This window comes from Neobacillus sp. PS3-40 (genome assembly GCF_030915485.1).
Lineage (GTDB): Bacteria > Bacillota > Bacilli > Bacillales > Cytobacillaceae > JAUZPL01.
Genome location: NZ_CP133266.1, coordinates 1,619,690 through 1,640,860, shown reverse-complemented (window position 1 = coordinate 1,640,860; position 21,171 = coordinate 1,619,690). Strand labels below are relative to the sequence as shown.

Below are 21,171 nucleotides of genomic sequence, written 5' to 3'. Positions count from 1 at the left end.
GTCCGCTTCTTGTTGGACAAGTGACCCCATTTTAAAGGAAACATAGTTGCAAAAAAATCTTGTTCTATTAACCCTCGTGTTTCTCCTTTGAATTTTCTGAATCTTACCTAGCTGAGTTGATTGGAGCGGAGGGCACTTGACTCCTGCGGGAATAGAGGGAATGGGAGACCCCACAGGCGGTACGCCGAGGAGGCTCCCATCCCTCCCCGCGGAAAGCAAGTGCCCGAAGCGGAAATCAGCGGGCAAAGTTAAGGCCATAATACAACCATTTTAAAATTTTTTTCGTCTTCCTTGAATATTTCTTTGAATCTTGGGAAAAGACTAGTTCAGGGAGGATTGAAAAAATTAATGAATAGATTAAAAACTTGGATAAGACGGTTAATCATGGTTTGTCTTTTTGTTTTTGCCTCATTATCGACCTTTCAATCTATTTCGGGTGTAAGGGCACAATCACTTTTCTCTAATGATGATTTTGGAATGGAAGATTACCAATCATACAACGATGAAGATTACCAATCATACAACAACAATGAAGATTCCCATATAACACAAGGATTTAAATCACTTGGCCTTGCTTTTAAAATGATTAAGCGGCTTGTACAATTTGAACCGCTCATTTCATCAAGTGAAGCAGTAGCAGGAACACCACCAACATTAGAAGATGCTTTTGATTGGTCACAATATCCAAAAGAAACAGTAGTAGCGACCGGCTATACTGCAGGGTATGAATCAACAGGGAAACACGAAGATAATCCTGAATATGGGATTACCTACTCTGGAGTTAAAGTTAAGCGGGATTTATATTCAACGGTTGCTGCTGATTTAAGAGTCTTTCCAATTGGTACGATTCTTTTTGTTCCTGGTTATGGATATGGTGTTGTAGCTGATAAAGGTGGAGCCATTAGAGGAAATGAAGTAGATCTTTATTATGAAACAGTTGATGATGTTTATAATTTTTGGGGTAAGAAAAAGTTGGATATTTATGTAGTTCATAGAGGAAACGGTGAGCTTACTGAAGAGCAACTAAAGTCACTAAATGAAAATGAGACAATGCAAGTTTTTCGTCAGCAGTATAATAAATCAGAACAAAGGTAAACTGGTACAGGGTAAGCAACCGAAGCGACTTCGAACGGTTCGAAGTAAGCTCCAGAAAAACAGGCCATGGGTCTGTTTTTTTGTTTCGCAGAAAGTGTAGAGCTATGCTAAACCGAAACAGTTTATTATGTAATAGGAGCTATATTGAAAAATATTCTTACTCCAGAAGATTAGCTAATCGAAATAAAAACAGTTATCAGATATAATGGAGTAAAACCTTAGGAGGTAATAAAATGTTTCTAGTAAAAGATAATTTCCAGGTTTCAAATGTTCATGAATGCTTAATTATTGGCCTTTTTGAAAGATCTGAAAAGTTCGAAGGTAACATAGCAGTTTTGGACGAAAAATTTGAGGGACAATTAGCAGAGCTTTTTAAGAGTGGGGATATATCTGCGAAACTTGGAAAAATTAATAAAATACATAGCCTTGGTAAAATAGGTTCAAAAAGAATTTTGTTTGTTGGACTTGGAAAAGAGAAGAATTTAACGTTTGAAAAATTACGTGATTCGTTCGGTAAGTTGTTTAAAGAAGTAACTAAAAATAAACTACAAGAAGCAGCAATACTTTTAGATTCATTTGTTACTGAAAAAATAGGCAGTTTAGATGCAGCGCACGCAGTTAGTGAAGCGTTCGCATTAGCAACCTATCGATTTGAAGGGTATAAACAAAAATCGAATGAACCAGAAAAGAACATCAAAGAACTTACAGTTTATAGTGAAGTTTCGGATGAAGATGAAATTGAATCGTCACTCACGGTTGGGTTTGCTTTTGGTAAAGGGACCAATTCCGCAAGAACACTCGTGAATATTCCGGGTAACCTACTAACAGCAACAGATATTGCCAACTATGCAAAAGAGTTGGCAGAAAAATACAATTTCGAAGTAGAAATTTTAGAAAAAGAAGAGATTCAAAAACTTGGTATGGGAGCATTTCTTGCAGTAAACCAAGGATCTACTGAGCCTCCAAAGATGATTGTTCTTAAATATCAGGGGAAAGAGCAATGGGAAGACGTAATTGGGCTTGTTGGAAAGGGTATCACTTTTGATACGGGTGGCTATTCGATCAAAACAAAGGATGGAATAGTTGGTATGAAAACAGATATGGGTGGTGCTGCTGCAGTTCTGGGGGCAATGGAAATCATTGGTGAATTGAAGCCAGAACAAAATGTTGTTGCCGTCATTCCTTCAACAGACAACATGATCAGCGGTTCAGCATTTAAACCTGATGATGTAATTACGTCGATGAGTGGAAAAACAATTGAGGTTTTAAATACAGATGCAGAAGGCCGACTTGTGCTTGCAGATGCGGTAACGTATGCATTACATCATGGTGCAAACTATTTAGTGGATGTTGCTACTTTAACGGGCGGCGTAATCACTGCCTTGGGACTCCATACCACAGGGGCAATGACGAATAATGAGTCATTGTATGAACAGGTATTAGAAGCCTCATTTGAAGCAGGGGAACCAATGTGGCAACTGCCGTTATTTGAAAAAGATAAGGAAAGAGTGCGCAATAGCAAAATAGCTGATTTAAATAACTCTCCAGGTCGTGAAGGCCATGCAATTGTCGCAGGTGCTTTTATCGGTGAATTTGCCGAAAAAACCCCATGGGTTCACTTGGATATTGCTGGAACTGCAACGACTTCAAAGGAATACGACCTTGGCCCTGCTGGCGCAACTGGTGTAATGACGCGGACATTAGCATTATTTGTTGAGTGCTTTGAACCATTCGGAAAATAAGTAAGAAGCTTCTGGTGTATCGCTTGGACACTAAAAAAAATGTTAAAACCATAAAATAGCTTATTTAAGAAGCCGACATTCGTTCCATACTTTTTTGGAAGAATAATCGGCTTTTTTTCTTGTATATGGACTTAAGGGGTTCTTTTTATTAACCCAGGAGTTTTATAAATAATTTGATATGGTCATCCTAAAATGGCCAAAACCTATATTCACAGTACTGAAAGCCCACGCCAATCCCTGGTCAATCGCATATGAAATAGTGTAGGCAAGTATATGCTTAGGAGGAGGTACGCAATATGTATGGATATAGGAATCCCTATCAAGTACAGGATCAAAGATTTATTGGATTGTTTGGATTGCCGCTAGCAGGTGCATTTTTAGGAGGCTTAATTGGTGGTGGCTTAGGAAGTGCATTTTTCAATCGTCCATTCTATGGTGGTTACCCTGGGGTGGGCTATCCTGGAGTAGGATATCCCGGAGTAGGAGTAGGCTATCCTGGAGTAGGTTTCCCTGGAATGGGTTATCCCGGTATGGCTTATGGTGGTTACCAGTATTATTATTAAAAGGTAAAAAAACAGCTCTAGAGGCTGTTTTTTCTTTTAAGAAAAAAGAATATAGTAAAATAAATAAAGATGTTGCCAAGGTGCATATAATCAAGGAGGAAGAAAATTGGAATTGAAAAACACATTAATGGAAGCACTAGGGATTAAAATTACTCTCCTGGAAAAAGGAAAGGTTATTGCGGAAATGCCGGTGGATGAACGAACCAGGCAACCGTTTGGAGTATTGCATGGAGGAGCATCGGTTGCTTTAGCAGAAACAGTTGCTAGTATTGGTGCATATGAATTGGTTGATAAAAATACCGAAGCGATAGCAGGATTGGAGATCAATGCGAATCATGTTAGGCCTAAAAAGGATGGGTGGGTAACAGCAGTTGGAACTGTTCTGCATCAAGGGAAAACAACAATGGTTTGGGATATTAAAGTAATGGACGAGCAAAAGCGAATTATTTGCATCTCGAGATGTACGATAGCTATTATAAAAATAAAGAAATAATATCAATATTTCTGGATAGAGTAAATCACATTCTTTTCTTTCAAATTTTAAAAAATGACCTCTGATTTCGTGTTATACTAAAAGAAAAACTAGTGCAAATTTTTGTACTAGTTAATTTATATAATGTAATAAAGTTAGGGGTGATAGAAATGAAAGGAAGGCGGCAATATTTATTTATTGATTTTGAATTTACGATGCCCGAAAAAAATATGAGGATGAAGGACTTTTATCCGGAAATCATCGAAGCTGGAGTTGTTTTGGTTGTGGATGATCAAATTATTGAACAGTTTTCGTCCTTTGTGGCCCCCCTTAAATTCCCGACCCTTTCAGAGCGCTGTAAATCTTTTTTACATATTTCACAACAACAAGTAGATAAAGGGATGTCATTTTTTGAGATGATTCGAAAATTCGAGGATTGCATTAAACAGTTTGAAAATGTAATTGTAACATGGGGCAATATGGATATGAAGGTTCTTCGCCATAATTGTCTTCGAGCAGGAGTCCCTTTTCCATTTAAGACGGCTTCAGAAATTGATCTATCCATGGAGTATAAACGCTTTTTTGGGGATCAAAACCAAACGGGCCTGTGGAAGGCTGTTCAGCAATACGGAAAAGAAGGAACTGGTAAGCATCACCGTGCCCTTGATGATGCATTGACAACCTATAATATATTCCGTCTTGTTGAAAAGGATAAACGTTACTTAGAAAAGCCAAAGCCAACCACTATTGGTGACCGTATTGATTTTTCAAAACTTTTAAATGAATTCGTATAAAGGCCAAATCACTAAAAATGTGATTTGGCCTTTAACATTTTCTTTACTTAAGGCTGTTTTCGCATAGATTGTTGTTTTTCGTACCTAGTCTAAAAACCCGAAATAACAACGGTATCGTGCTCTTTTCTTAAAAACTTCCTACAGTTTTTATCGGTAAACTGGAATACCATTCTAATTTAGTTCCAAATAGCAACAAAGTTTAAGAAAAGAGCCTTACTTAAAATAATCCTTTTCGAGCGAATTGACCAATTCTAGGCATTTTTCAGCCCAAGGTGAAGCTGTTTCTGTTAGTTCCTGTTTCATTTTATCCACAGCTGCCCGTAAGGAGATTTTATACTCAGGAATTTCTTCCTCGTAAAGTTTTACCATTTTTATTGGTACATTGGTTTGCTCTCTAAAAGCCAAAGCACGTCTCTCATGGAAAAAGCCTACATCGGTATCTTTTGGATGATGAATGTCACCTTGCATTGGATGTTTAAGGACGGCTAAGACTTTAACTAAATAATGCTCTGGCCGAATGTCTGTGATTTCCCCTATGTATTTACCGGTTTTATTCATTGCTGTAACATGATCGCCAATTATTAGTTCTGACACAAAATCCCTCCTTTGTTAATTTATTATGACCGATATCAAAACAGAGTGCAAAAAAGAACATTTTCGGTTAAAGTAAAAAAATGGAGGGATGATAAATGAGAATAAAAACATATGTCTCGATAGTGGCTATTATTTTCTTGCTCGCCGCTTGTGGGACAGGCAATGGGAAGCAACAAGAATCAAAAACGAGCAGTCCTAAAAATAGCACTCAGAAAACTGAGCAAAAGGAAGGGGAAAATACGGTGATAAATTCAAGTTATCCACAGCTAACAACAGATGTAGCAGCAAATGAAAAATTAGTTGAAATGGAAACATCTATGGGTAACATTAAAATTAAATTATTCCCTGAATATGCACCTAAAGCAGTGGAGAATTTTGTGAAGCATAGTGAAAAAGGATATTATAATGGGTTGATTTTTCACCGTGTTATCAAGGATTTCATGATTCAAGGTGGAGATCCTAATGGCAATGGAACGGGTGGAGACAGCATTTACGGGCAGCCGTTTGAGGACGAATTTTCCAAGCAGCTTTTTAATTTAAGAGGAGCTCTTTCCATGGCAAACTCTGGTGCGAATACAAATGGCAGCCAATTTTTTATCGTTCAAAATGCAACACTGGATCCAGCTATGAAGGATCAAATGGAGAAGGTGGGTTACCCGAAAGAAATTATTGATGCCTATGCAAAAAATGGGGGAACACCATGGCTAGATCATAAACACACTGTTTTCGGTCAAGTTATTGAAGGAATGGATGTTGTAGATAAAATTGCAAATACACCAGCAGGTGCAAATGATAAGCCTAAAGAAGATGTTATCATTAAAAAAATTAATATTTTAAAATAGTGTCTCTAAAATAAGGAATGGCTTCTTAGGGGCTCGCCAATCGGCGAGTTTTCTTTAGCTAATCAGAATTTATATCCATAAATTCTGCTAGCGCATAAGTGCAACTACGCCTCTGTCATCGCCCTTAGGGGCTCGCCAATCGGCGAGTTTTCTTTAAAAAGAATATTAACAGGTAAGAAGGTGAAACTAATTCCAAATAGGGATTTTGGAGGGTTTTACTTATGAAGAAAAGCTGGTTCATCATTCCGTTGTTATTGCTTTCAGGATGTACACAACAGAATCCGACTAAGGTTGATGTGGAGATGTTTAATGCGGTTGGTGATTCGCTCGGGAAAATAAAACTAACTGAACAAGCAAGCGGATTGAAGCTTGATGTGAATTTAAAAGGCCTTTCCCCAGGTGTTCACGCTATTCATATTCATGAATGCGGGAAATGTAAGCCCCCAGAATTTATATCAGCTGGGAACCATTATAATCCTGAAAGTAAGGAACATGGTCTTCTTCATCCAAAGGGAGCACATGCTGGGGATCTACCAAATTTAATCGTTGAAGATGATGGAAGTGTAAAGGCGGAAATAATGGCGCCAAATGTAACATTGAAAGATGGAAAAAAATCGTTATATACGAAAAAAGGTACTTCGATCGTTATTGATGAAGGAAAAGATGATGGTATGACTCAGCCATCTGGTGATTCAGGAAAACGAATTGCCTGCGGAGAAATCACAAAGGGTAAAAAGTAAGTATGGAAAAAAAGAAGGCCAGATAATAAAAAAACAAAGACTATTTCCTTCATATGGAAATAGTCTTTGTTTGCTAATCAGAATGTACTATTTATAAATTAAGCTACCCAACCGGCTTATATATTTTAAATTAGTAGGTAATCATCTAAGCATATTTCAGATGTGGACATACACTAATGTGTACAAGTTGGAAAGGAGGGATTCAAAATGAGTAGACAATTCTATGGAGGATACCCGGGTGCTGGGGGGGTTCCGCAGCAAATGGGAGCATACCCACATACAGGTTATCCACAAATGATGGGAGGATATCCTCACACAGGTTATCCACATATGGGCGGATATCCACATCCTCATATGGGTTACCCGCAAATGCCGGGGGGCTATTACCACCATCAGCATAAGGTTCATCCACATGGATATCCACATTCAATGGGCGGTTATCCACAAATGTCAGGTGGTTATCCACATTCACAAGCGGGTTACCCACAAGTAACGCATCCGCAATCAATGGGAAGTTATCCTCATACCGGTTATCCACAAACAGGCTATCAGGGATATCCTCGATCAAAAAAAGAAAAATAATAAAGGAACCTTTATGACTCTATTTTTATTCGAAAATAATTAGACTACCTATGATAGGTAGTCTAATTACTTTCTTTTTAACTTGATTTATTTTATTTTTTTGAACAAAATGGAAGAAAAACAGGTTGATCATTATGGAGGGTACTACTTGTGGAAAACAAATTATATTTTCAAGATGCATACATACAATCTTTCACAGCGGGCGTAGTTAGACATGCAAAGGATGATGAGGGCCAAACATATATTGTGCTAGACCAAACAGCTTTTTACCCAACGGGTGGTGGGCAACCGCATGATGTTGGGACAATTAACGATATTAATGTAATTAATGTGGAAGAAACAGACGGTGAAATTCGTCATTATCTTGAAAGACCAATACCCGAAATAAGCAAGGAAGTTTTTGGAGTAATTGACTGGAAGAGAAGGTTTGATCATATGCAGCAACATGCGGGGCAGCATATTTTATCCGCCGCATTTGAATCTCTCCACAATTTTAAAACAGTAAGCTTCCATCTTGGTAGGGAGATACTTACGATCGATTTAGATACAGAACAGTTGTCAGAACAAGAGGCAAAGGATGTAGAGGCCTTAGCAAATCAAATTATTTTAGATAATAAAGCAATTGAAACGAAATGGGTCACAGAAGAAGAATTAACACACTATTCTTTGCGGAAGGAAACAAAGGTTAAAGAGGAAATTCGCCTGGTCATTATTCCGGAATTTGATTATAACGGCTGTGGCGGAACACATCCAAAAACAACTGGTGAAGTTAGAGCTATAAAAATTCTAGATTGGGAAAAGCAAAAGAAAAAGGTTCGAGTTCAGTTTATATGTGGAGAACGCGTTTTGGAACAGTTTCATCAGAAACAAAAAGTACTTCTTACGCTTACAAAGCAGCTTAATGTTCCTGAAATAGAAATGGAGACAGCGGTGAATAGGATTCTTGACGGGGGAAAAGAGTTGGAGAAGGCATTGGAAGAGGCAAGAGAAGACATTCTCCAATTTGAAGCTAAGGAATTACTCGATCATAACGAAGCCCAAGGTGAGGAAATAGTTATCGGCCATGTTTATCAGGATCGAAGCATTCAAGAGCTTCAAAAGCTTGCGCGTATTATTACTATTGGTGAAGAAAATTCTTATGTTTTCTTTGTGGCTGAAAATAAAGATCGTCTGCAATTTGTCAGTGCTAGAGGTAGTAAAGGCATAGTTAATATGAAAAATTTATGTAAGGAAGTTCTCCCACTTATTAACGGAAAAGGTGGTGGGAATGAAATGTTTGTCCAGGGCGGCGGAGACAATCTAATGGAGGGTGAACAATTATTAGAGATTTTAATAAAAAGTATAAAGTAAATAGGCATGGTCAATTCGCATCAAAAATAGGAAAATGATGTTTCCGATTATTTCCTTCAATACCATCCATTTTTAAATGAAGATTAGAGATTTAGGACGATTATTATACTTAAAAAAATTGTTTGAAATTTTTTTTCGTTATATAATATTGTTATATAAAATTTTTTTCATTGTGAAAGGATTGTTTTGTTTGGAAAAGCAGCAGATAGGAATAGTCGGTGTAGGAGTCATGGGAAGAAGTCTAGCCCTTAATTTCGAGAGTAAAGGTTTCTCTGTTTCCCTCTACGATCTCTCAGTCGAAAAAATAAATGAAATAATTGAAAATAATAATGGGAAAAAACTATTTGGGACTACGAATATTAAAGAATTTATTGAGTCCCTTGAAGTTCCCCGCAAAATAATGTTAATGGTTAATGCAGGAGTGATTACGGATAAAGCAATCGATTCCTTGCTCCCTTCCTTAGATAAAGGTGATATTTTAATTGATGGTGGCAATAGCCATTACGAAGATACAATTCGTAGAAATCAAGATCTTGCCAAGAAAGGAATTTTATTCATCGGGGCAGGTGTTTCGGGTGGAGAAGAAGGTGCTCTTACCGGAGCTGCTATTATGCCAAGCGGGCAAGAAGAGGCATATCAAGCGGTTAAGGAACTATTAACTGCTATTTCTGCAAAAGTTAATGGTGATCCTTGCTGCACATACATTGGTCCAAACGGGGCTGGACATTACGTTAAAATGGTTCATAACGGGATCGAATATAGTGATATGCAATTGATTTGCGAGGTCTATCATTTAATGAAGGAAGTTCTAGGCTTATCGACAAATGAACTTCATGATGTGTTTAAAGAGTGGAATCAAGGTGAACTTGATAGCTATTTAATTGAAATTACGGCAGATATTTTTACAAAAATAGATCCTGATACTGGAAAGCCACTTGTGGACGTCATTTCAGACACTGCAGGACAAAAGGGAACTGGGAAGTGGACCAGCGAAAGTGCACTTAACCTAGGGGTTCCACTTTCGATTATTACTGAATCTGTTTTTTCGCGTTTTCTGTCAGCAATTAAGGATGAGCGTGTAAGGGCAAGTAAAATTTTAAGAGGCCCTACGAGCGTTTTTACCGGGAATAAGAATGAGTTTATCGAGTTAATTCGAAAAACACTTTACTTAAGTAAAATAATCTCCTATGCACAGGGTTTTGCTCAATTAAAGTTAGCATCGGAGGACTATGATTGGAATTTAAAACCTGGGGAAATTGCGATGATCTTTAGAGGCGGATGCATCATCCGTGCTGCATTTTTGCAGAATATTAAGGATGCATATGATCGGAATCCTAAATTAGATAATCTTTTATTAGATCCTTATTTCCAGTCAATTGTTGAGAACTATCAGGATGCCGCACGAGAAGTTGTTGGAACTGCAATTAAAGTAGGAATTCCTGTTCCCGGTCTAGCTAGCGCACTTGCTTATTATGATAGCTACCGGACGGAGGTTCTTCCAGCCAACCTTCTACAAGCACAAAGAGATTACTTTGGGGCACATACGTATCAAAGAGTTGACAAGGAAGGTATTTTCCATTCAGACTGGCTAAGGGCATAAATGGAAAATAGGCTAGACCCATCCGAAAACCAGAGTTTGATTTTGAACTTTTAAATAGTATACTTCGGGAATTGAAATGGTTAAAGCTATCTGACAAGAAGGTTAAAGAGAAACCATCTTGTCTATCGTTTTTTGCTGTGTCGACGAGTGAATCACCAAGCTTTTTTTGGAACCTTTGCAAAATCGTATATAATAGGATTATCTTTTGAGAGGTGGGAAATGTAGTGGGTATTTTTGATGGAATGATGGGTAATGCTTCTGAAGTAAATGTTGCAGAGGTACAAAGGGATTTTGCTAAAATTCTTTCAACTAATGAAAGAATTGAAAAAGCATATAAACTGATCAGGGATTTATTTATCTTTACAAATAAGCGGTTAATTTTAGTTGATAAGCAAGGAATTACCGGAAAAAAAGTGGAATTCCATTCTATTCCATATAAAAATATCACTCATTTCAGTATCGAGACAGCCGGTAATTTTGATCTGGATGCAGAATTGAAAATCTGGATTTCTGGAAATGCCCTTCCCCTTCAAAAACAATTTAACAAGAGTCTGAACATTTACGAATTACAAAGTGTTCTAGCAGAATATGTACTAAAATAAAAGCTGTTTTCGAAACGGACTTCATAAAGACGGGCACAATTGCCTGTCTTTTATCAGCCAAAAAAAAGAGGACATACCACATTATTGGTTGTCCACTTCAAAAAGGGGGAATACTAGAAAGCCTTATATAGTTAGGTTTACCAATATGCCTTTTTATATACTCATTAAATGTAAAATAATTAAAAGTAAGGAAAAATTATCTGTTTCCGCCCTGTAAATACATTTAAAGCTTTAATAAAAATGGATTCTGATAATTGAGTCTTTTGATAAAGCCGTTTCCTTGTGATATAATATTAAAATGCGTATAAAATCGATGTAAATAATTTATTTAGGAGTGTTTTCATGTCTGAAAAAATCGAAGTTGGTAGTATAATGGTAGGAAAGGTAACTGGCATCCAGCCTTATGGAGCATTTGTTGCGTTAGATGATAAAACGCAAGGTCTTGTTCATATTTCTGAAATCACGCACGGTTACGTAAAAGATATTAATGAACATTTAAAAGTAGGGGACGAAGTTAACGTTAAAATTTTGTCTATTGACGAAGCAGCTAACAAAATTGGTCTGTCGATCAGAGCTACAGAAGAAGCACCTGCACAAACAATCGCAAAACCAAAGAAGCCTCGTGCTAAACGTCAAACTGCTACAATTATTCCTGAAAGTGATGATCAACAAGGATTTAATACTCTAAAAGATAAACTTCAAGAGTGGATTGATCAATCACAACGTGAAGATTTAGTGAAAAAATAATATAAGTAAAAGGTCTGGTCTCAAATTTGAGACCAGACCTTTTTTTCAACTTGTTAAACAACTCTAGTTAATCAATTGTAAAACCTTCTTTTCACTGAATGGTCGGTTCAACTCGTATTACAACAAAATAATGTAACAAAGCAAATTTTTAGAAAAGTTAAAAACAATCCTTCATTCTTTTAACTCACTCGGCTACAATAAAGATAGACTGATTTTACATATAAAATGGAGGAGTTATTATGGTATCAGGTGAAAACTCAAAAGAAATAATCGAACAAACAGAAAAATATGGAGCACATAATTATCATCCGCTACCAATCGTAATTTCAAGAGCTGAAGGTGTCTGGGTAGAGGATCCAGAAGGTAATAAATACATGGATATGCTTAGTGCCTATTCCGCTGTAAACCAAGGTCACCGGCATCCAAAAATTATCCAAGCATTAAAAGATCAGGCAGATCGGGTGACATTAACCTCACGGGCATTTCACAATGACCAACTCGGTCCATGGTATGAGAAAATCTGTAAATTAACCAACAAGGAAATGGCTCTTCCGATGAATACGGGAGCAGAAGCAGTTGAAACGGCGTTTAAAGCTGCCCGCCGCTGGGCATATGATGTAAAGGGAGTAGCGGATAATCAGGCTGAAATGATTGCATGCATTGGTAACTTCCATGGACGGACAATGACAGCTGTCTCATTATCATCAGATCCAGAATATCAACGTGGCTTTGGTCCGTTGCTTCCAGGAATTAAACTGATTCCTTACGGTGATCTTGAAGCATTAAAATCAGCCATTACACCAAATACTGCGGCATTTTTAATTGAGCCTATCCAGGGCGAGGCAGGCATTGTCATTCCGCCGCCAGGTTTCCTAAAAGAAGCATTTGAATTATGTAAAGAAAATAATGTTCTATTTATTGCCGATGAAATTCAAGCAGGTTTAGCAAGAACAGGTAAAATGTTTGCTTGTGAGTGGGAAGAGATAGAACCAGATATGTATGTCCTTGGTAAAGCTTTAGGCGGAGGCGTTTTCCCTATTTCTTGCGTAATGGCAAATAAAAATATTCTTGGGGTCTTTAACCCTGGTTCACATGGCTCAACCTTTGGCGGTAATCCAATAGCATGTGCGGTTTCCGTTGCTGCCCTTGATGTACTTATTGATGAAAAGCTGGCAGATAAGTCATTGGAGCTTGGCGAATACTTCATGAGTAAATTAAAGGAAATTAAAAATCCAATCATAAAAGAAATTCGCGGACGTGGATTATTTATTGGTGTTGAACTAACGGAAGCTGCACGTAAATATTGCGAAGAATTAAAAGAAGAAGGACTCTTGTGTAAAGAAACACATGATTCCGTTATCCGCTTTGCTCCTCCGTTAGTGATAACTAAAGAAGAGCTAGATTGGGCTATTGCACGGATTAAGAATGTTTTAGGATAATAACTTACAAATGAAAATCCTTGCATGAATGATGCAAGGATTTTCATTTATTTTTGCTATGCAGAATTTATATCCATAAGTTCTGCTAGCGCATAAGGGCAACTATGCCTAAACATCGCCCTTAGAGCTCGCCAATCGTTTATCTTGTAGGTCTTACCTCAGGTTCTCTCTCCATTGCTTCATTTGGTTTAAAGAGAAGCCCTAAGTTTACAAGGCCTGCAATACCAACTAATCCGTAAATAATTCTTGAAAGTGTTGAACCTTGACCTCCAAAGATGGATGCGACTAGATCAAATTGGAAGAATCCGATTAAGCCCCAATTTATTGCACCAATAATTGTAAGAACTAATGCAATGCGTTGAATAGCACTCATGATGATGCCTCCTTATTTAAATGAAATTCTTTTATAGAATGAATCATACTTTTGAAAATTATTCATTCTAAATGATTCATTATATATTTCCCCCATTTCAAAAAAAAAATCATCCTCTTTGCAATTGAAAACAAAATAAATAATAATAAACAATGAAAAGGAGGCTTTTATAAATGGATAATTTTACATTTTGGAATCCTACGAAATTAATATTTGGCAAAAATCAATTAGAACAGCTAAAAGCTGAAATTCCTCAATACGGAAAGAAGGTATTGCTTGTTTTTGGAGGGGGCAGTATTAAACAAAGTGGTTTATTCGACAAAGTCATCCAGAACCTAAATGAAATAGATGTTCAGCTTTTTGAACTTCCAGGTGTTGAACCAAATCCTCGTATCGCAACTGCCCGAAAAGGGATTGAAATCTGTAAAAAAGAAGGAATTGACTTCATTTTAGCGGTAGGTGGTGGTAGTGTCATCGACTGTACGAAGTTGATTGCAGCAGGATCAAAATATGATGGGGATGCTTGGGATTTAGTTGTAAAAAAATCATTTGCAACCGACGCTATCCCATTTGGAACCGTTTTAACCCTTGCGGCAACAGGTTCTGAAATGAATGCTGGTTCTGTTATTACCAACTGGGAAACAAACGAAAAATATGGATGGGGAAGTGCGGTTACATACCCTAAATTTTCAATCTTAGACCCAGTAAATACTTTTACCGTGCCGAGGAATCAAACCATTTATGGAATGGTTGATATGATGGTACATGTTTTGGAACATTATTTTCATTTAGAGGAAAATACACTACTTCAAGATCGGATGTGTGAATCATTACTCATAACGGTCATTGAGACTGCTCCAAAACTGTTGAATGATCTTGAAGATTATGAAAATCGGGCAACTATTTTATACAATGGAACGATGGCTTTAAATGGAATGATATCAATGGGGTACCAAGGCGATTGGGCCACTCATAATCTTGAACATGCGGTCTCTGCTGTATATGATATTCCACATGGAGGGGGACTTGCGATTCTTTTCCCTCACTGGATGGAGCATAACCTGAAAGTGAAGCCTGAGCGCTTTAAGCAACTTGCCGTTAGAGTATTTGGTGTGAATCCAGAAGGAAAGAGCGACGAAGAAGTTGGTCTTGAAGGAATTCAAAAACTTCGTGATTTTTGGACAGGTATAGGTGCCCCAGCTCGTTTGGCAGATTATGATATAGATGATAGTCAACTTGATCTAATGGCAGACAAAGCAATGGTCAATGGAGAATTTGGCAATTTCAAAAAGCTAAACAGGGAAGATGTTTTAGCTATATATCGAGCTTCATTGTAAGCGAAAACCGGGCAGATATTGCCTGGTTTTCTTGGCTTAGCAGAATTTATAAGGTTGCTTTAAATATAAACTAAATCTTATACGTTTTAAAAAGCTAAAATTAGTAAAAATGGTGTAAAAAGTAAGGCTAAATCAGTTAAAAGTAACGATATTTTAGAAAAATATCTAAATATTTATTTGGGTGCGCTTACATTAAGGGAGGTTTCTTGATTAACTTGTCGTCATTGGTTAAAGTGGGTAGTGAAAATAAAATTTTGGAGGATCCTTCATGACACATGTTCATTTTGATTATTCAAAAGCATTAACGTTCTTTGGAGAACACGAACTTACATATCTACGTGATGCTGTTAAAGTGGCTCATCACTCATTACATGAAAAAACAGGAGCAGGTAGTGACTTTTTAGGATGGATTGATCTACCTACCAACTACGATAAAGAAGAATTTTCACGTATTCAGAAATCTGCTGAGAAAATCAAGTCGGATTCTGACGTCCTTCTTGTTATTGGTATTGGAGGCTCTTATTTAGGAGCACGAGCAGCGATTGAAATGCTTCAGCACAGCTTCTATAACGCTCTTCCAAAAGAGAAAAGAAGTACACCGCAAATCATTTTTGTTGGAAACAGTATTAGCTCAAGCTACATGACTGATGTAATAGATCTTCTTGATGGGAAGGACTTTTCTATCAATGTTATCTCTAAATCAGGAACAACAACGGAGCCAGCTATCGCATTCCGCCTTTTCCGTAAGCTTCTTGAAGAAAAATATGGTAAAGAAGAAGCCCGCAAAAGAATTTATGCTACAACGGATAAAGCAAGAGGTGCATTAAAAACAGTAGCAACAGAAAAAGGTTATGAGTCGTTTGTTATTCCAGATGATATTGGTGGCCGTTACTCTGTCCTTACAGCTGTTGGTTTATTACCAATTGCAGCAAGTGGTGCAAATATCGAGAAAATGATGGAAGGAGCAGCAGCGGCAAGCAAGGATTATAGCCATTCTGAACTTGAAGAAAATGAAGCTTACCAATATGCGGCTGTTCGTAATGCTCTTTATAATAAAGGAAAAACCATTGAAATGCTTATTAACTATGAGCCAGGACTTCAATATTTTTCAGAATGGTGGAAACAGTTATTTGGCGAGAGTGAAGGAAAAGACCAAAAAGGAATTTATCCGTCATCAGCAAACTTCTCAACTGATTTGCACTCGCTTGGACAATATGTTCAAGAAGGTCGTCGTGATTTATTTGAAACCATTATCAAGGTGGATAAGCCACGCTACGAATTAAAAATTGAAAAAGAAGAAAACGATCTTGACGGCTTAAATTATCTCGCTGGAAAAACAATTGATTTTGTTAATAATAAGGCATTTGAAGGTACAATGCTTGCCCATACAGATGGTGGAGTACCGAACTTAATTGTTACTATTCCTGCAATGGATGAATACACGTTTGGCTACTTAGCTTATTTCTTTGAAAAGGCTTGTGCGATGAGCGGGTACTTACTAGGAGTAAACCCATTCGACCAGCCAGGAGTTGAAGCGTATAAAGTAAATATGTTTGCGCTACTCGGAAAGCCTGGGTATGAAGAGAAGAAAGCTGAACTTGAAAAACGATTATAAGAAAGCAAAGAGAGTGTTGATCACGATGATCAACACTCTCTTTAATGTGAAGCCATTTTAACTTATGATTAATAACTGATCATCTTTTTCCAATTGAAGTGAGTGGGAAGGGTTCAAAAAGGTTTTTTCTCCTCGCTTTATCCCAATCAACAGATTTCCGTGTTCATAAAGCTCGATATAGATGTCTTTAAAGGCTTTTCCAGCAAATTTTTCAGCTACTGAAGAAACTTCAAGTCTGCTTTCTTGCAAATGATGGACAAAATCTGATAAAAGTCCATCACCCTTCGAGTGGAGGCTGTTTACCATAAAGATGCTTGTCAATTTGTTGGATTGGATGACTTCATCTGCTCCAGCACGAACGGCATTACCAACTTGCTCTGCTGTTAAAATTTCAACGATACATTTGACATGAGGGCATAAGCCTTTAATTGTAAGCAAGGTTAAGATACTATTCATATCGGCCTGAAGTTCATCATCTCCGCGGTCTGCAGTGATTAAAACCTTTTCTGCCTGATCGATATTGCTTTTTAAAATAGTCTCATCCATATGAGATCTTCCTTGAATAAAATGGACATACCTTGATTGGACTGGATTTGATTCAAGTGTTTCATCAATTAACACAATTGTTTGAGGAAATTTTAGAAGTGTAAGTTTTCTAATTAACTCTCTTGATCGCTCATTCCAGCCAACAATAATGATATGTTTGTTTCCTTTAAAGGCTATTTTTCCTTCCGAAAGGGCATCCTGTCTTGTGACAGCCGTAGTAGCAAGAGTTATAAAATAAGAGGAAACCAATCCAACCCCAAGCAAAATAAGGATGACGGTCGTGAATCTTCCTAATAAGGTACGTGGAACATAGTCCCCGTAGCCGACAGTAGACGCCGTCACAATGGCCCACCAAATCCCATCAAAAATAGTAGGAAAGGTAATAGGTTCTAAAAGATGAATGATGACACCGAAGGTAAGAAACACAAGGAGTGCAATTAATAATACTCGTATAAGGAGCGGCAAGCGTAAAAAACTTATATAAAAATGGTTTGACATGCCGATCACCTCAGATTGTTCATTTTTTTTAGCTAATCAGAATTTATATCCATAAATTCTGCCAGCGCTTAGGGCAACTACGCCTCTGCCATCGTCGCCAATCAGCGAGTTTTCTTTACCATTATTGACGAAAAAGAGTAACCTCATAATCAAATAAAGGTAAAAATGGATATTTTATAAATACTAGTAAAATTATTTACAAAATATCTATTTTTTAGATAGTTTTTCCTTGCATTTAATCCTAAAAACGAATAATGTATGATTAATAACCTATCAATGTTATAAAATTGAAAAGGGGATCTTAGCTATGACATTACCTTTGGATACTTTATTATCGGATATTGAAAGCACTAGGACTGAAATGATCACGTTAGCCTATCAATATGGATATTCAAATCCACATGTTGTTCAATGTAGTCAAAAGCTGGATTACCTTTTAAATTGGTACAACACTAATAAAAGTTAATAGATCTTTGTAAAAGCCTTCCGGGAGATCGGAAGGCTTTTTTAATTTCAAAATTAATTTGTTTGTTTAATTCAACAGCCCTTTAAGGATAACTCAAGTTAATTTAATCAATAGATCACTTCATTTTGGACCCACTAATGCTCCCTCAGATCAACAAGACGTTTGCGAATTACTAGGCATCCAAAACTATGATTTTTAGGAATAATTTTCTTGTAGCTTGCAAATAGTATAAGCAATGTTATTTCTTAAGGGGTAAAAAAGTGATGATTCAAAGGATCAAAGAACGGAAATTGTTGGTTATTGCTTTCTTAATCCTAGCAGCATACCTTGCTCCGCTGTTTATTTTACAAGAAAATGCTCATATTCGAATTCATGATAATTTGGATTCCAATTTAGCTTGGTATAAGGTGTTAGCGAGAAGTGGGAAAATGTTCGGAGCACTGAATTCTGTCATCCCACAAGTTATTAATGGATTACCTAGAAATGCTTTTGGGACTGAGTATAGCGGAATCGTTTGGCTCTTTGCCTTGTTTCCAACCATGATTGCCTATGGATTAAGCCAAGCACTGACAAGAGTTGTAGCTTTTATTGGAATGTATTTACTTCTTAAAAAGCACTTGTTGCGAGGTAAGAAGTGGGAATTTATTCAAGTTGGCACATCTCTTGCCTTTTCCTTAACACCCTTTTGGCCTTCTGGAATGCTAAGTACACTTGGAATGCCTTTCGCACTTTGGGCTTTCCTTAACATAAGAAACGGCGAAGCATTCTGGAAAAGTTATCTGGTCCTTACCCTTTTACCTCTATATTCAAGTATTGTCTTAGGCTTCTTCTTCTTTTTAAGTGCTATGGGGATTTTTTGGCTTTGGGATGTTCTAAGGGGAAGGGGCTGGAATGTCCGGTTTTTCTTAGCTATTTTTTATATGACATCGATTTATATGCTTGTCGAATATCGACTTGTTTACTCGTTTTTATATACAACCGAACTAAACAGCCGTGATGAATACTTTCATGCTCACCTAACATTTTGGCATGCGGTTCGCTTAGCTTTTAAAAATTATTTGCTTGGACACACACATGATATGACGGTCCATGGATTAATTATTTTACCCGTAACACTTATTGCCATTTATTTTGTTTATTCACAGAAACTTTGGCAACAGGAAAAGATCTTTGTGTTTTTATTTATCTTTAATATTTTCCTGTCATTCTGGTATGCTTTTTGGTTTTATAAAGGATGGTTGCCTATAATTAAACGGTTTCACTTCATGGATACCTTTAATTTTGCACGGTATCACTTTTTACGACCCCTTGTTATTTATGCAGGATTTGCACTCGCATTAAAGATTCTTTCTGTTCAAGGGAAAAGCTGGGCAAGGGCAGCCAAATGGTTAATTGCGGCACAACTTGTTTTTTTAGCCCTTTTTAATGATGAAATTATTTACCATGAAAAGCCTACTGTAAAAGAGTTTTATGCGGAGGATTTATTTAAAGAGATTAAAAATTATATCGGCGAGCCACAAAAGGAATATCGGGTTGCTAGTATTGGTATTCATCCAGCCATTTCTCAGTACAATGGCTTTTACACCCTTGATACATATAATAATTTTTATCCATTACGTTATAAACATCAGTTTAGAAAAATTATTGAAAAGGAACTAAAAAAAAATGGCATCGTTCGCACCTATTTCGATCAATGGGGTGGGCGCTGTTACATTTTTACTAGCCAGCTTGGGAAGCGCTATATGATAAAAAAAGATTCAAAAAGGCATTTGAAAAATCTCCAGTTAAACACGAATATTTTTAAAAAAATGGGTGGTCGTTACATTTTCTCAAGTCTTCCAATTGACAACGCAGGCCAAAATAAACTAATCCTTGAAAAAACATTCGAAACCAAGAATTCAGCATGGAAAATTTATTTGTACAAGGTAATGTAATCATCAGGAGGTATGCAGCAATGAGTGAACCAGTCCTTACAGTTGTGGTGCCATGTTTTAATGAAGAAGAGGTTTTGCCGGAAACGATGGTAGAACTTCATCAACTATTGCTTGCGTTAATAAATGAAAAGTTGATCTCGAACAGAAGCAAACTCCTATTCGTTGATGATGGTAGTAAGGATCGAACGTGGGATTTAATTTATAAAGAAGGAATAAATAATGAATATGTTCGCGGTTTAAAGCTTTCAAGGAATGTTGGCCACCAAAATGCTTTATTAGCTGGCTTGTTTTCGGCAAAAGATAATTCAGACTGTATGATTTCCATTGATGCTGACCTTCAGGATGATATTTATGTGATCCGTGAATTCATTCATAAATTCAATGAAGGAAACGAAATTGTATATGGAGTGCGTAAAGGAAGAGATACTGACACCTTTTTTAAACGAAGCACTGCCCAAGGATTTTATAAGGTAATGAAAAAATTAGGGGTTGGTCTCATATATAATCATGCTGATTTCCGATTAATGAGTAGACGTGCCGTTAGTGAACTAGAGCGCTTTAATGAAGTGAATCTATTTTTAAGAGGTATTGTTCCTCTCATTGGTTTTCGTTCCTCAGAAGTTTATTATGATCGTCAGGAAAGGCATGCTGGTGAAACAAAGTATCCATTGAAAAAAATGCTGGCGTTTGCGTTTGACGGAATCACGTCCTTTTCGGTCACACCGATCAGATTGGTTTTATTGCTTGGCTTTGTCTCATTTTTTGGCAGCCTCCTTTTTGGCCTTTATTTTTTAACGCTAAAGTTTTTAGGGCAGACACAGACAGGATGGACATCTCTTATCACTTCTATTTGGCTCATTGGAGGCTTGCAACTAATTGCAATCGGCTTAATTGGTGAATATGTGGGTAAAATTTATAAAGAATCGAAACACCGCCCAAAGTATATTATTGATATTGATATGTTTAATATGGGAATACCAAGGCTGAAAAGTTCTACAATTGATGAGGAATTGGAATTGAGTAGGTTCGATGAATTTAGGAAGCTATCTGAAACAAAATAAAATGTATAATCACGGGTCTGGCTCTTTGCTTTGGAGTCAGCCTTTTTTTGTGGTAAAAAATGAATCCCCTGAATAATAATTTGTAGACAGGCTTTTTTTGGGAAGTCTCCGTTAAGTTTGCCTGTTGATTTCCGCTCCAATCAACCTGGTGGCAAAAAAATAAATTTTAACACAGACTG

21 protein-coding genes are annotated in these 21,171 nt (G+C 37.0%); 18 read left to right on the top strand and 3 right to left on the bottom strand.

The annotated features are described in order from the left end of the window. Window positions 1–348: 348 nt before the first annotated feature. From RCG20_RS08335 to kapD, 5 genes are all read left to right on the top strand, one after another. Window positions 349–1,095, top strand: coding sequence for a 3D domain-containing protein (locus RCG20_RS08335; RefSeq protein ID WP_308183758.1), 747 nt, complete (start codon window positions 349–351; stop codon window positions 1,093–1,095). A gap of 233 nt (window positions 1,096–1,328) precedes the next feature. Then, the gene (locus tag RCG20_RS08330) at window positions 1,329–2,837 is read left to right on the top strand and encodes a leucyl aminopeptidase (protein ID WP_308183755.1); all 1,509 of its coding nucleotides are present in this window, start codon (window positions 1,329–1,331) and stop codon (window positions 2,835–2,837) included. Window positions 2,838–3,133: 296 nt separating this feature from the next. Further along, the gene (locus tag RCG20_RS08325) at window positions 3,134–3,400 is read left to right on the top strand and encodes a hypothetical protein (RefSeq protein WP_308183753.1); all 267 of its coding nucleotides are present in this window, start codon (window positions 3,134–3,136) and stop codon (window positions 3,398–3,400) included. Between the two features lie 106 nt (window positions 3,401–3,506). Continuing rightward, the gene (locus tag RCG20_RS08320) at window positions 3,507–3,893 is read left to right on the top strand and encodes a hotdog fold thioesterase (protein WP_308183752.1); all 387 of its coding nucleotides are present in this window, start codon (window positions 3,507–3,509) and stop codon (window positions 3,891–3,893) included. Between the two features lie 149 nt (window positions 3,894–4,042). After that, the gene (kapD, locus tag RCG20_RS08315) at window positions 4,043–4,666 is read left to right on the top strand and encodes a 3'-5' exonuclease KapD (RefSeq protein WP_308183751.1); all 624 of its coding nucleotides are present in this window, start codon (window positions 4,043–4,045) and stop codon (window positions 4,664–4,666) included. 213 nt (window positions 4,667–4,879) lie between these two features. On the opposite strand, the gene RCG20_RS08310 is transcribed toward kapD, so the two are convergent. Next, on the bottom strand, window positions 4,880–5,260 hold the full coding sequence (locus RCG20_RS08310) for a kinase-associated lipoprotein KapB (protein ID WP_308183750.1): 381 nt from the start codon (window positions 5,258–5,260) through the stop codon (window positions 4,880–4,882). A gap of 95 nt (window positions 5,261–5,355) precedes the next feature. Here RCG20_RS08310 and RCG20_RS08305 point away from each other — a divergent pair, with 95 nt between their 5' ends. From RCG20_RS08305 to RCG20_RS08270, 8 genes are all read left to right on the top strand, one after another. Then, complete coding sequence (locus RCG20_RS08305; protein ID WP_308183749.1) at window positions 5,356–6,102, top strand: peptidylprolyl isomerase; 747 nt, start codon at window positions 5,356–5,358, stop codon at window positions 6,100–6,102. Between the two features lie 221 nt (window positions 6,103–6,323). Further along, a complete protein-coding gene (locus RCG20_RS08300; protein ID WP_308183748.1) occupies window positions 6,324–6,842 on the top strand; it encodes a superoxide dismutase family protein in 519 nt (172 codons plus the stop codon). A gap of 207 nt (window positions 6,843–7,049) precedes the next feature. Next, window positions 7,050–7,424 carry a hypothetical protein gene (locus RCG20_RS08295; protein ID WP_308183747.1) on the top strand — a complete coding sequence of 125 codons (375 nt, stop codon included), beginning with the start codon at window positions 7,050–7,052 and terminating at the stop codon, window positions 7,422–7,424. Between the two features lie 150 nt (window positions 7,425–7,574). Continuing rightward, complete coding sequence (locus RCG20_RS08290) at window positions 7,575–8,774, top strand: alanyl-tRNA editing protein (RefSeq protein WP_308183746.1); 1,200 nt, start codon at window positions 7,575–7,577, stop codon at window positions 8,772–8,774. A 190-nt stretch (window positions 8,775–8,964) separates the two neighbouring features. Next, the gene (gene gndA / locus RCG20_RS08285; RefSeq protein ID WP_308183745.1) at window positions 8,965–10,374 is read left to right on the top strand and encodes an NADP-dependent phosphogluconate dehydrogenase; all 1,410 of its coding nucleotides are present in this window, start codon (window positions 8,965–8,967) and stop codon (window positions 10,372–10,374) included. A gap of 224 nt (window positions 10,375–10,598) precedes the next feature. Next, entirely contained in the window at window positions 10,599–10,976 is a 378-nt protein-coding gene (locus RCG20_RS08280) for a PH domain-containing protein (protein ID WP_308183744.1), read from the top strand. 342 nt (window positions 10,977–11,318) lie between these two features. Then, window positions 11,319–11,723, top strand: a complete 405-nt coding sequence (yugI, locus tag RCG20_RS08275; protein ID WP_308183743.1) for a S1 domain-containing post-transcriptional regulator GSP13 — start codon at window positions 11,319–11,321, stop codon at window positions 11,721–11,723. A gap of 239 nt (window positions 11,724–11,962) precedes the next feature. Next, window positions 11,963–13,162 carry an ornithine--oxo-acid transaminase gene (locus RCG20_RS08270; protein ID WP_308183742.1) on the top strand — a complete coding sequence of 400 codons (1,200 nt, stop codon included), beginning with the start codon at window positions 11,963–11,965 and terminating at the stop codon, window positions 13,160–13,162. A gap of 139 nt (window positions 13,163–13,301) precedes the next feature. Here the strand turns inward: RCG20_RS08270 and RCG20_RS08265 are convergent, their stop codons facing one another. Then, window positions 13,302–13,535: a DUF378 domain-containing protein gene (locus tag RCG20_RS08265; RefSeq protein WP_308183741.1), complete on the bottom strand. Its 234-nt coding sequence runs from the start codon at window positions 13,533–13,535 to the stop codon at window positions 13,302–13,304. A gap of 173 nt (window positions 13,536–13,708) precedes the next feature. Between RCG20_RS08265 and RCG20_RS08260 the strand changes: the two genes are divergently transcribed. Both RCG20_RS08260 and RCG20_RS08255 read left to right on the top strand, forming a co-directional pair. Next, window positions 13,709–14,872 carry an iron-containing alcohol dehydrogenase gene (locus tag RCG20_RS08260; protein ID WP_308183739.1) on the top strand — a complete coding sequence of 388 codons (1,164 nt, stop codon included), beginning with the start codon at window positions 13,709–13,711 and terminating at the stop codon, window positions 14,870–14,872. A 268-nt stretch (window positions 14,873–15,140) separates the two neighbouring features. Beyond that, on the top strand, window positions 15,141–16,487 hold the full coding sequence (locus RCG20_RS08255; protein ID WP_308183738.1) for a glucose-6-phosphate isomerase: 1,347 nt from the start codon (window positions 15,141–15,143) through the stop codon (window positions 16,485–16,487). A gap of 57 nt (window positions 16,488–16,544) precedes the next feature. On the opposite strand, the gene RCG20_RS08250 is transcribed toward RCG20_RS08255, so the two are convergent. After that, the gene (locus RCG20_RS08250; protein ID WP_308183737.1) at window positions 16,545–17,531 is read right to left on the bottom strand and encodes a potassium channel family protein; all 987 of its coding nucleotides are present in this window, start codon (window positions 17,529–17,531) and stop codon (window positions 16,545–16,547) included. A gap of 307 nt (window positions 17,532–17,838) precedes the next feature. Between RCG20_RS08250 and RCG20_RS08245 the strand changes: the two genes are divergently transcribed. From RCG20_RS08245 to RCG20_RS08235, 3 genes are all read left to right on the top strand, one after another. Then, window positions 17,839–17,997: a Spo0E family sporulation regulatory protein-aspartic acid phosphatase gene (locus tag RCG20_RS08245; protein ID WP_308183736.1), complete on the top strand. Its 159-nt coding sequence runs from the start codon at window positions 17,839–17,841 to the stop codon at window positions 17,995–17,997. A 263-nt stretch (window positions 17,998–18,260) separates the two neighbouring features. Continuing rightward, a complete protein-coding gene (locus tag RCG20_RS08240) occupies window positions 18,261–19,931 on the top strand; it encodes a DUF6044 family protein (RefSeq protein ID WP_308183735.1) in 1,671 nt (556 codons plus the stop codon). Between the two features lie 20 nt (window positions 19,932–19,951). Further along, the gene (locus RCG20_RS08235) at window positions 19,952–20,992 is read left to right on the top strand and encodes a glycosyltransferase family 2 protein (RefSeq protein WP_308183734.1); all 1,041 of its coding nucleotides are present in this window, start codon (window positions 19,952–19,954) and stop codon (window positions 20,990–20,992) included. Window positions 20,993–21,171 lie beyond the last annotated feature (179 nt).

Bases quoted from the DNA above. Each gene is read 5' to 3' on its own strand.
- RCG20_RS08330 (WP_308183755.1), top strand. From the start codon at position 1,329: ATGTTTCTAGTAAAAGATAATTTCCAGGTTTCAAATGTTCATGAATGC.
- RCG20_RS08300 (WP_308183748.1), top strand. From the start codon at position 6,324: ATGAAGAAAAGCTGGTTCATCATTCCGTTGTTATTGCTTTCAGGATGT.
- RCG20_RS08265 (WP_308183741.1), bottom strand. From the start codon at position 13,535: ATGAGTGCTATTCAACGCATTGCATTAGTTCTTACAATTATTGGTGCA.
- RCG20_RS08250 (WP_308183737.1), bottom strand. From the start codon at position 17,531: ATGTCAAACCATTTTTATATAAGTTTTTTACGCTTGCCGCTCCTTATA.
- RCG20_RS08235 (WP_308183734.1), top strand. From the start codon at position 19,952: ATGAGTGAACCAGTCCTTACAGTTGTGGTGCCATGTTTTAATGAAGAA.
- kapD (WP_308183751.1), top strand. From the start codon at position 4,043: ATGAAAGGAAGGCGGCAATATTTATTTATTGATTTTGAATTTACGATG.
- RCG20_RS08255 (WP_308183738.1), top strand. From the start codon at position 15,141: ATGACACATGTTCATTTTGATTATTCAAAAGCATTAACGTTCTTTGGA.
- RCG20_RS08335 (WP_308183758.1), top strand. From the start codon at position 349: ATGAATAGATTAAAAACTTGGATAAGACGGTTAATCATGGTTTGTCTT.
- RCG20_RS08325 (WP_308183753.1), top strand. From the start codon at position 3,134: ATGTATGGATATAGGAATCCCTATCAAGTACAGGATCAAAGATTTATT.
- RCG20_RS08295 (WP_308183747.1), top strand. From the start codon at position 7,050: ATGAGTAGACAATTCTATGGAGGATACCCGGGTGCTGGGGGGGTTCCG.
- RCG20_RS08260 (WP_308183739.1), top strand. From the start codon at position 13,709: ATGGATAATTTTACATTTTGGAATCCTACGAAATTAATATTTGGCAAA.
- RCG20_RS08305 (WP_308183749.1), top strand. From the start codon at position 5,356: ATGAGAATAAAAACATATGTCTCGATAGTGGCTATTATTTTCTTGCTC.
- RCG20_RS08240 (WP_308183735.1), top strand. From the start codon at position 18,261: ATGATTCAAAGGATCAAAGAACGGAAATTGTTGGTTATTGCTTTCTTA.
- yugI (WP_308183743.1), top strand. From the start codon at position 11,319: ATGTCTGAAAAAATCGAAGTTGGTAGTATAATGGTAGGAAAGGTAACT.
- RCG20_RS08245 (WP_308183736.1), top strand. From the start codon at position 17,839: ATGACATTACCTTTGGATACTTTATTATCGGATATTGAAAGCACTAGG.
- RCG20_RS08270 (WP_308183742.1), top strand. From the start codon at position 11,963: ATGGTATCAGGTGAAAACTCAAAAGAAATAATCGAACAAACAGAAAAA.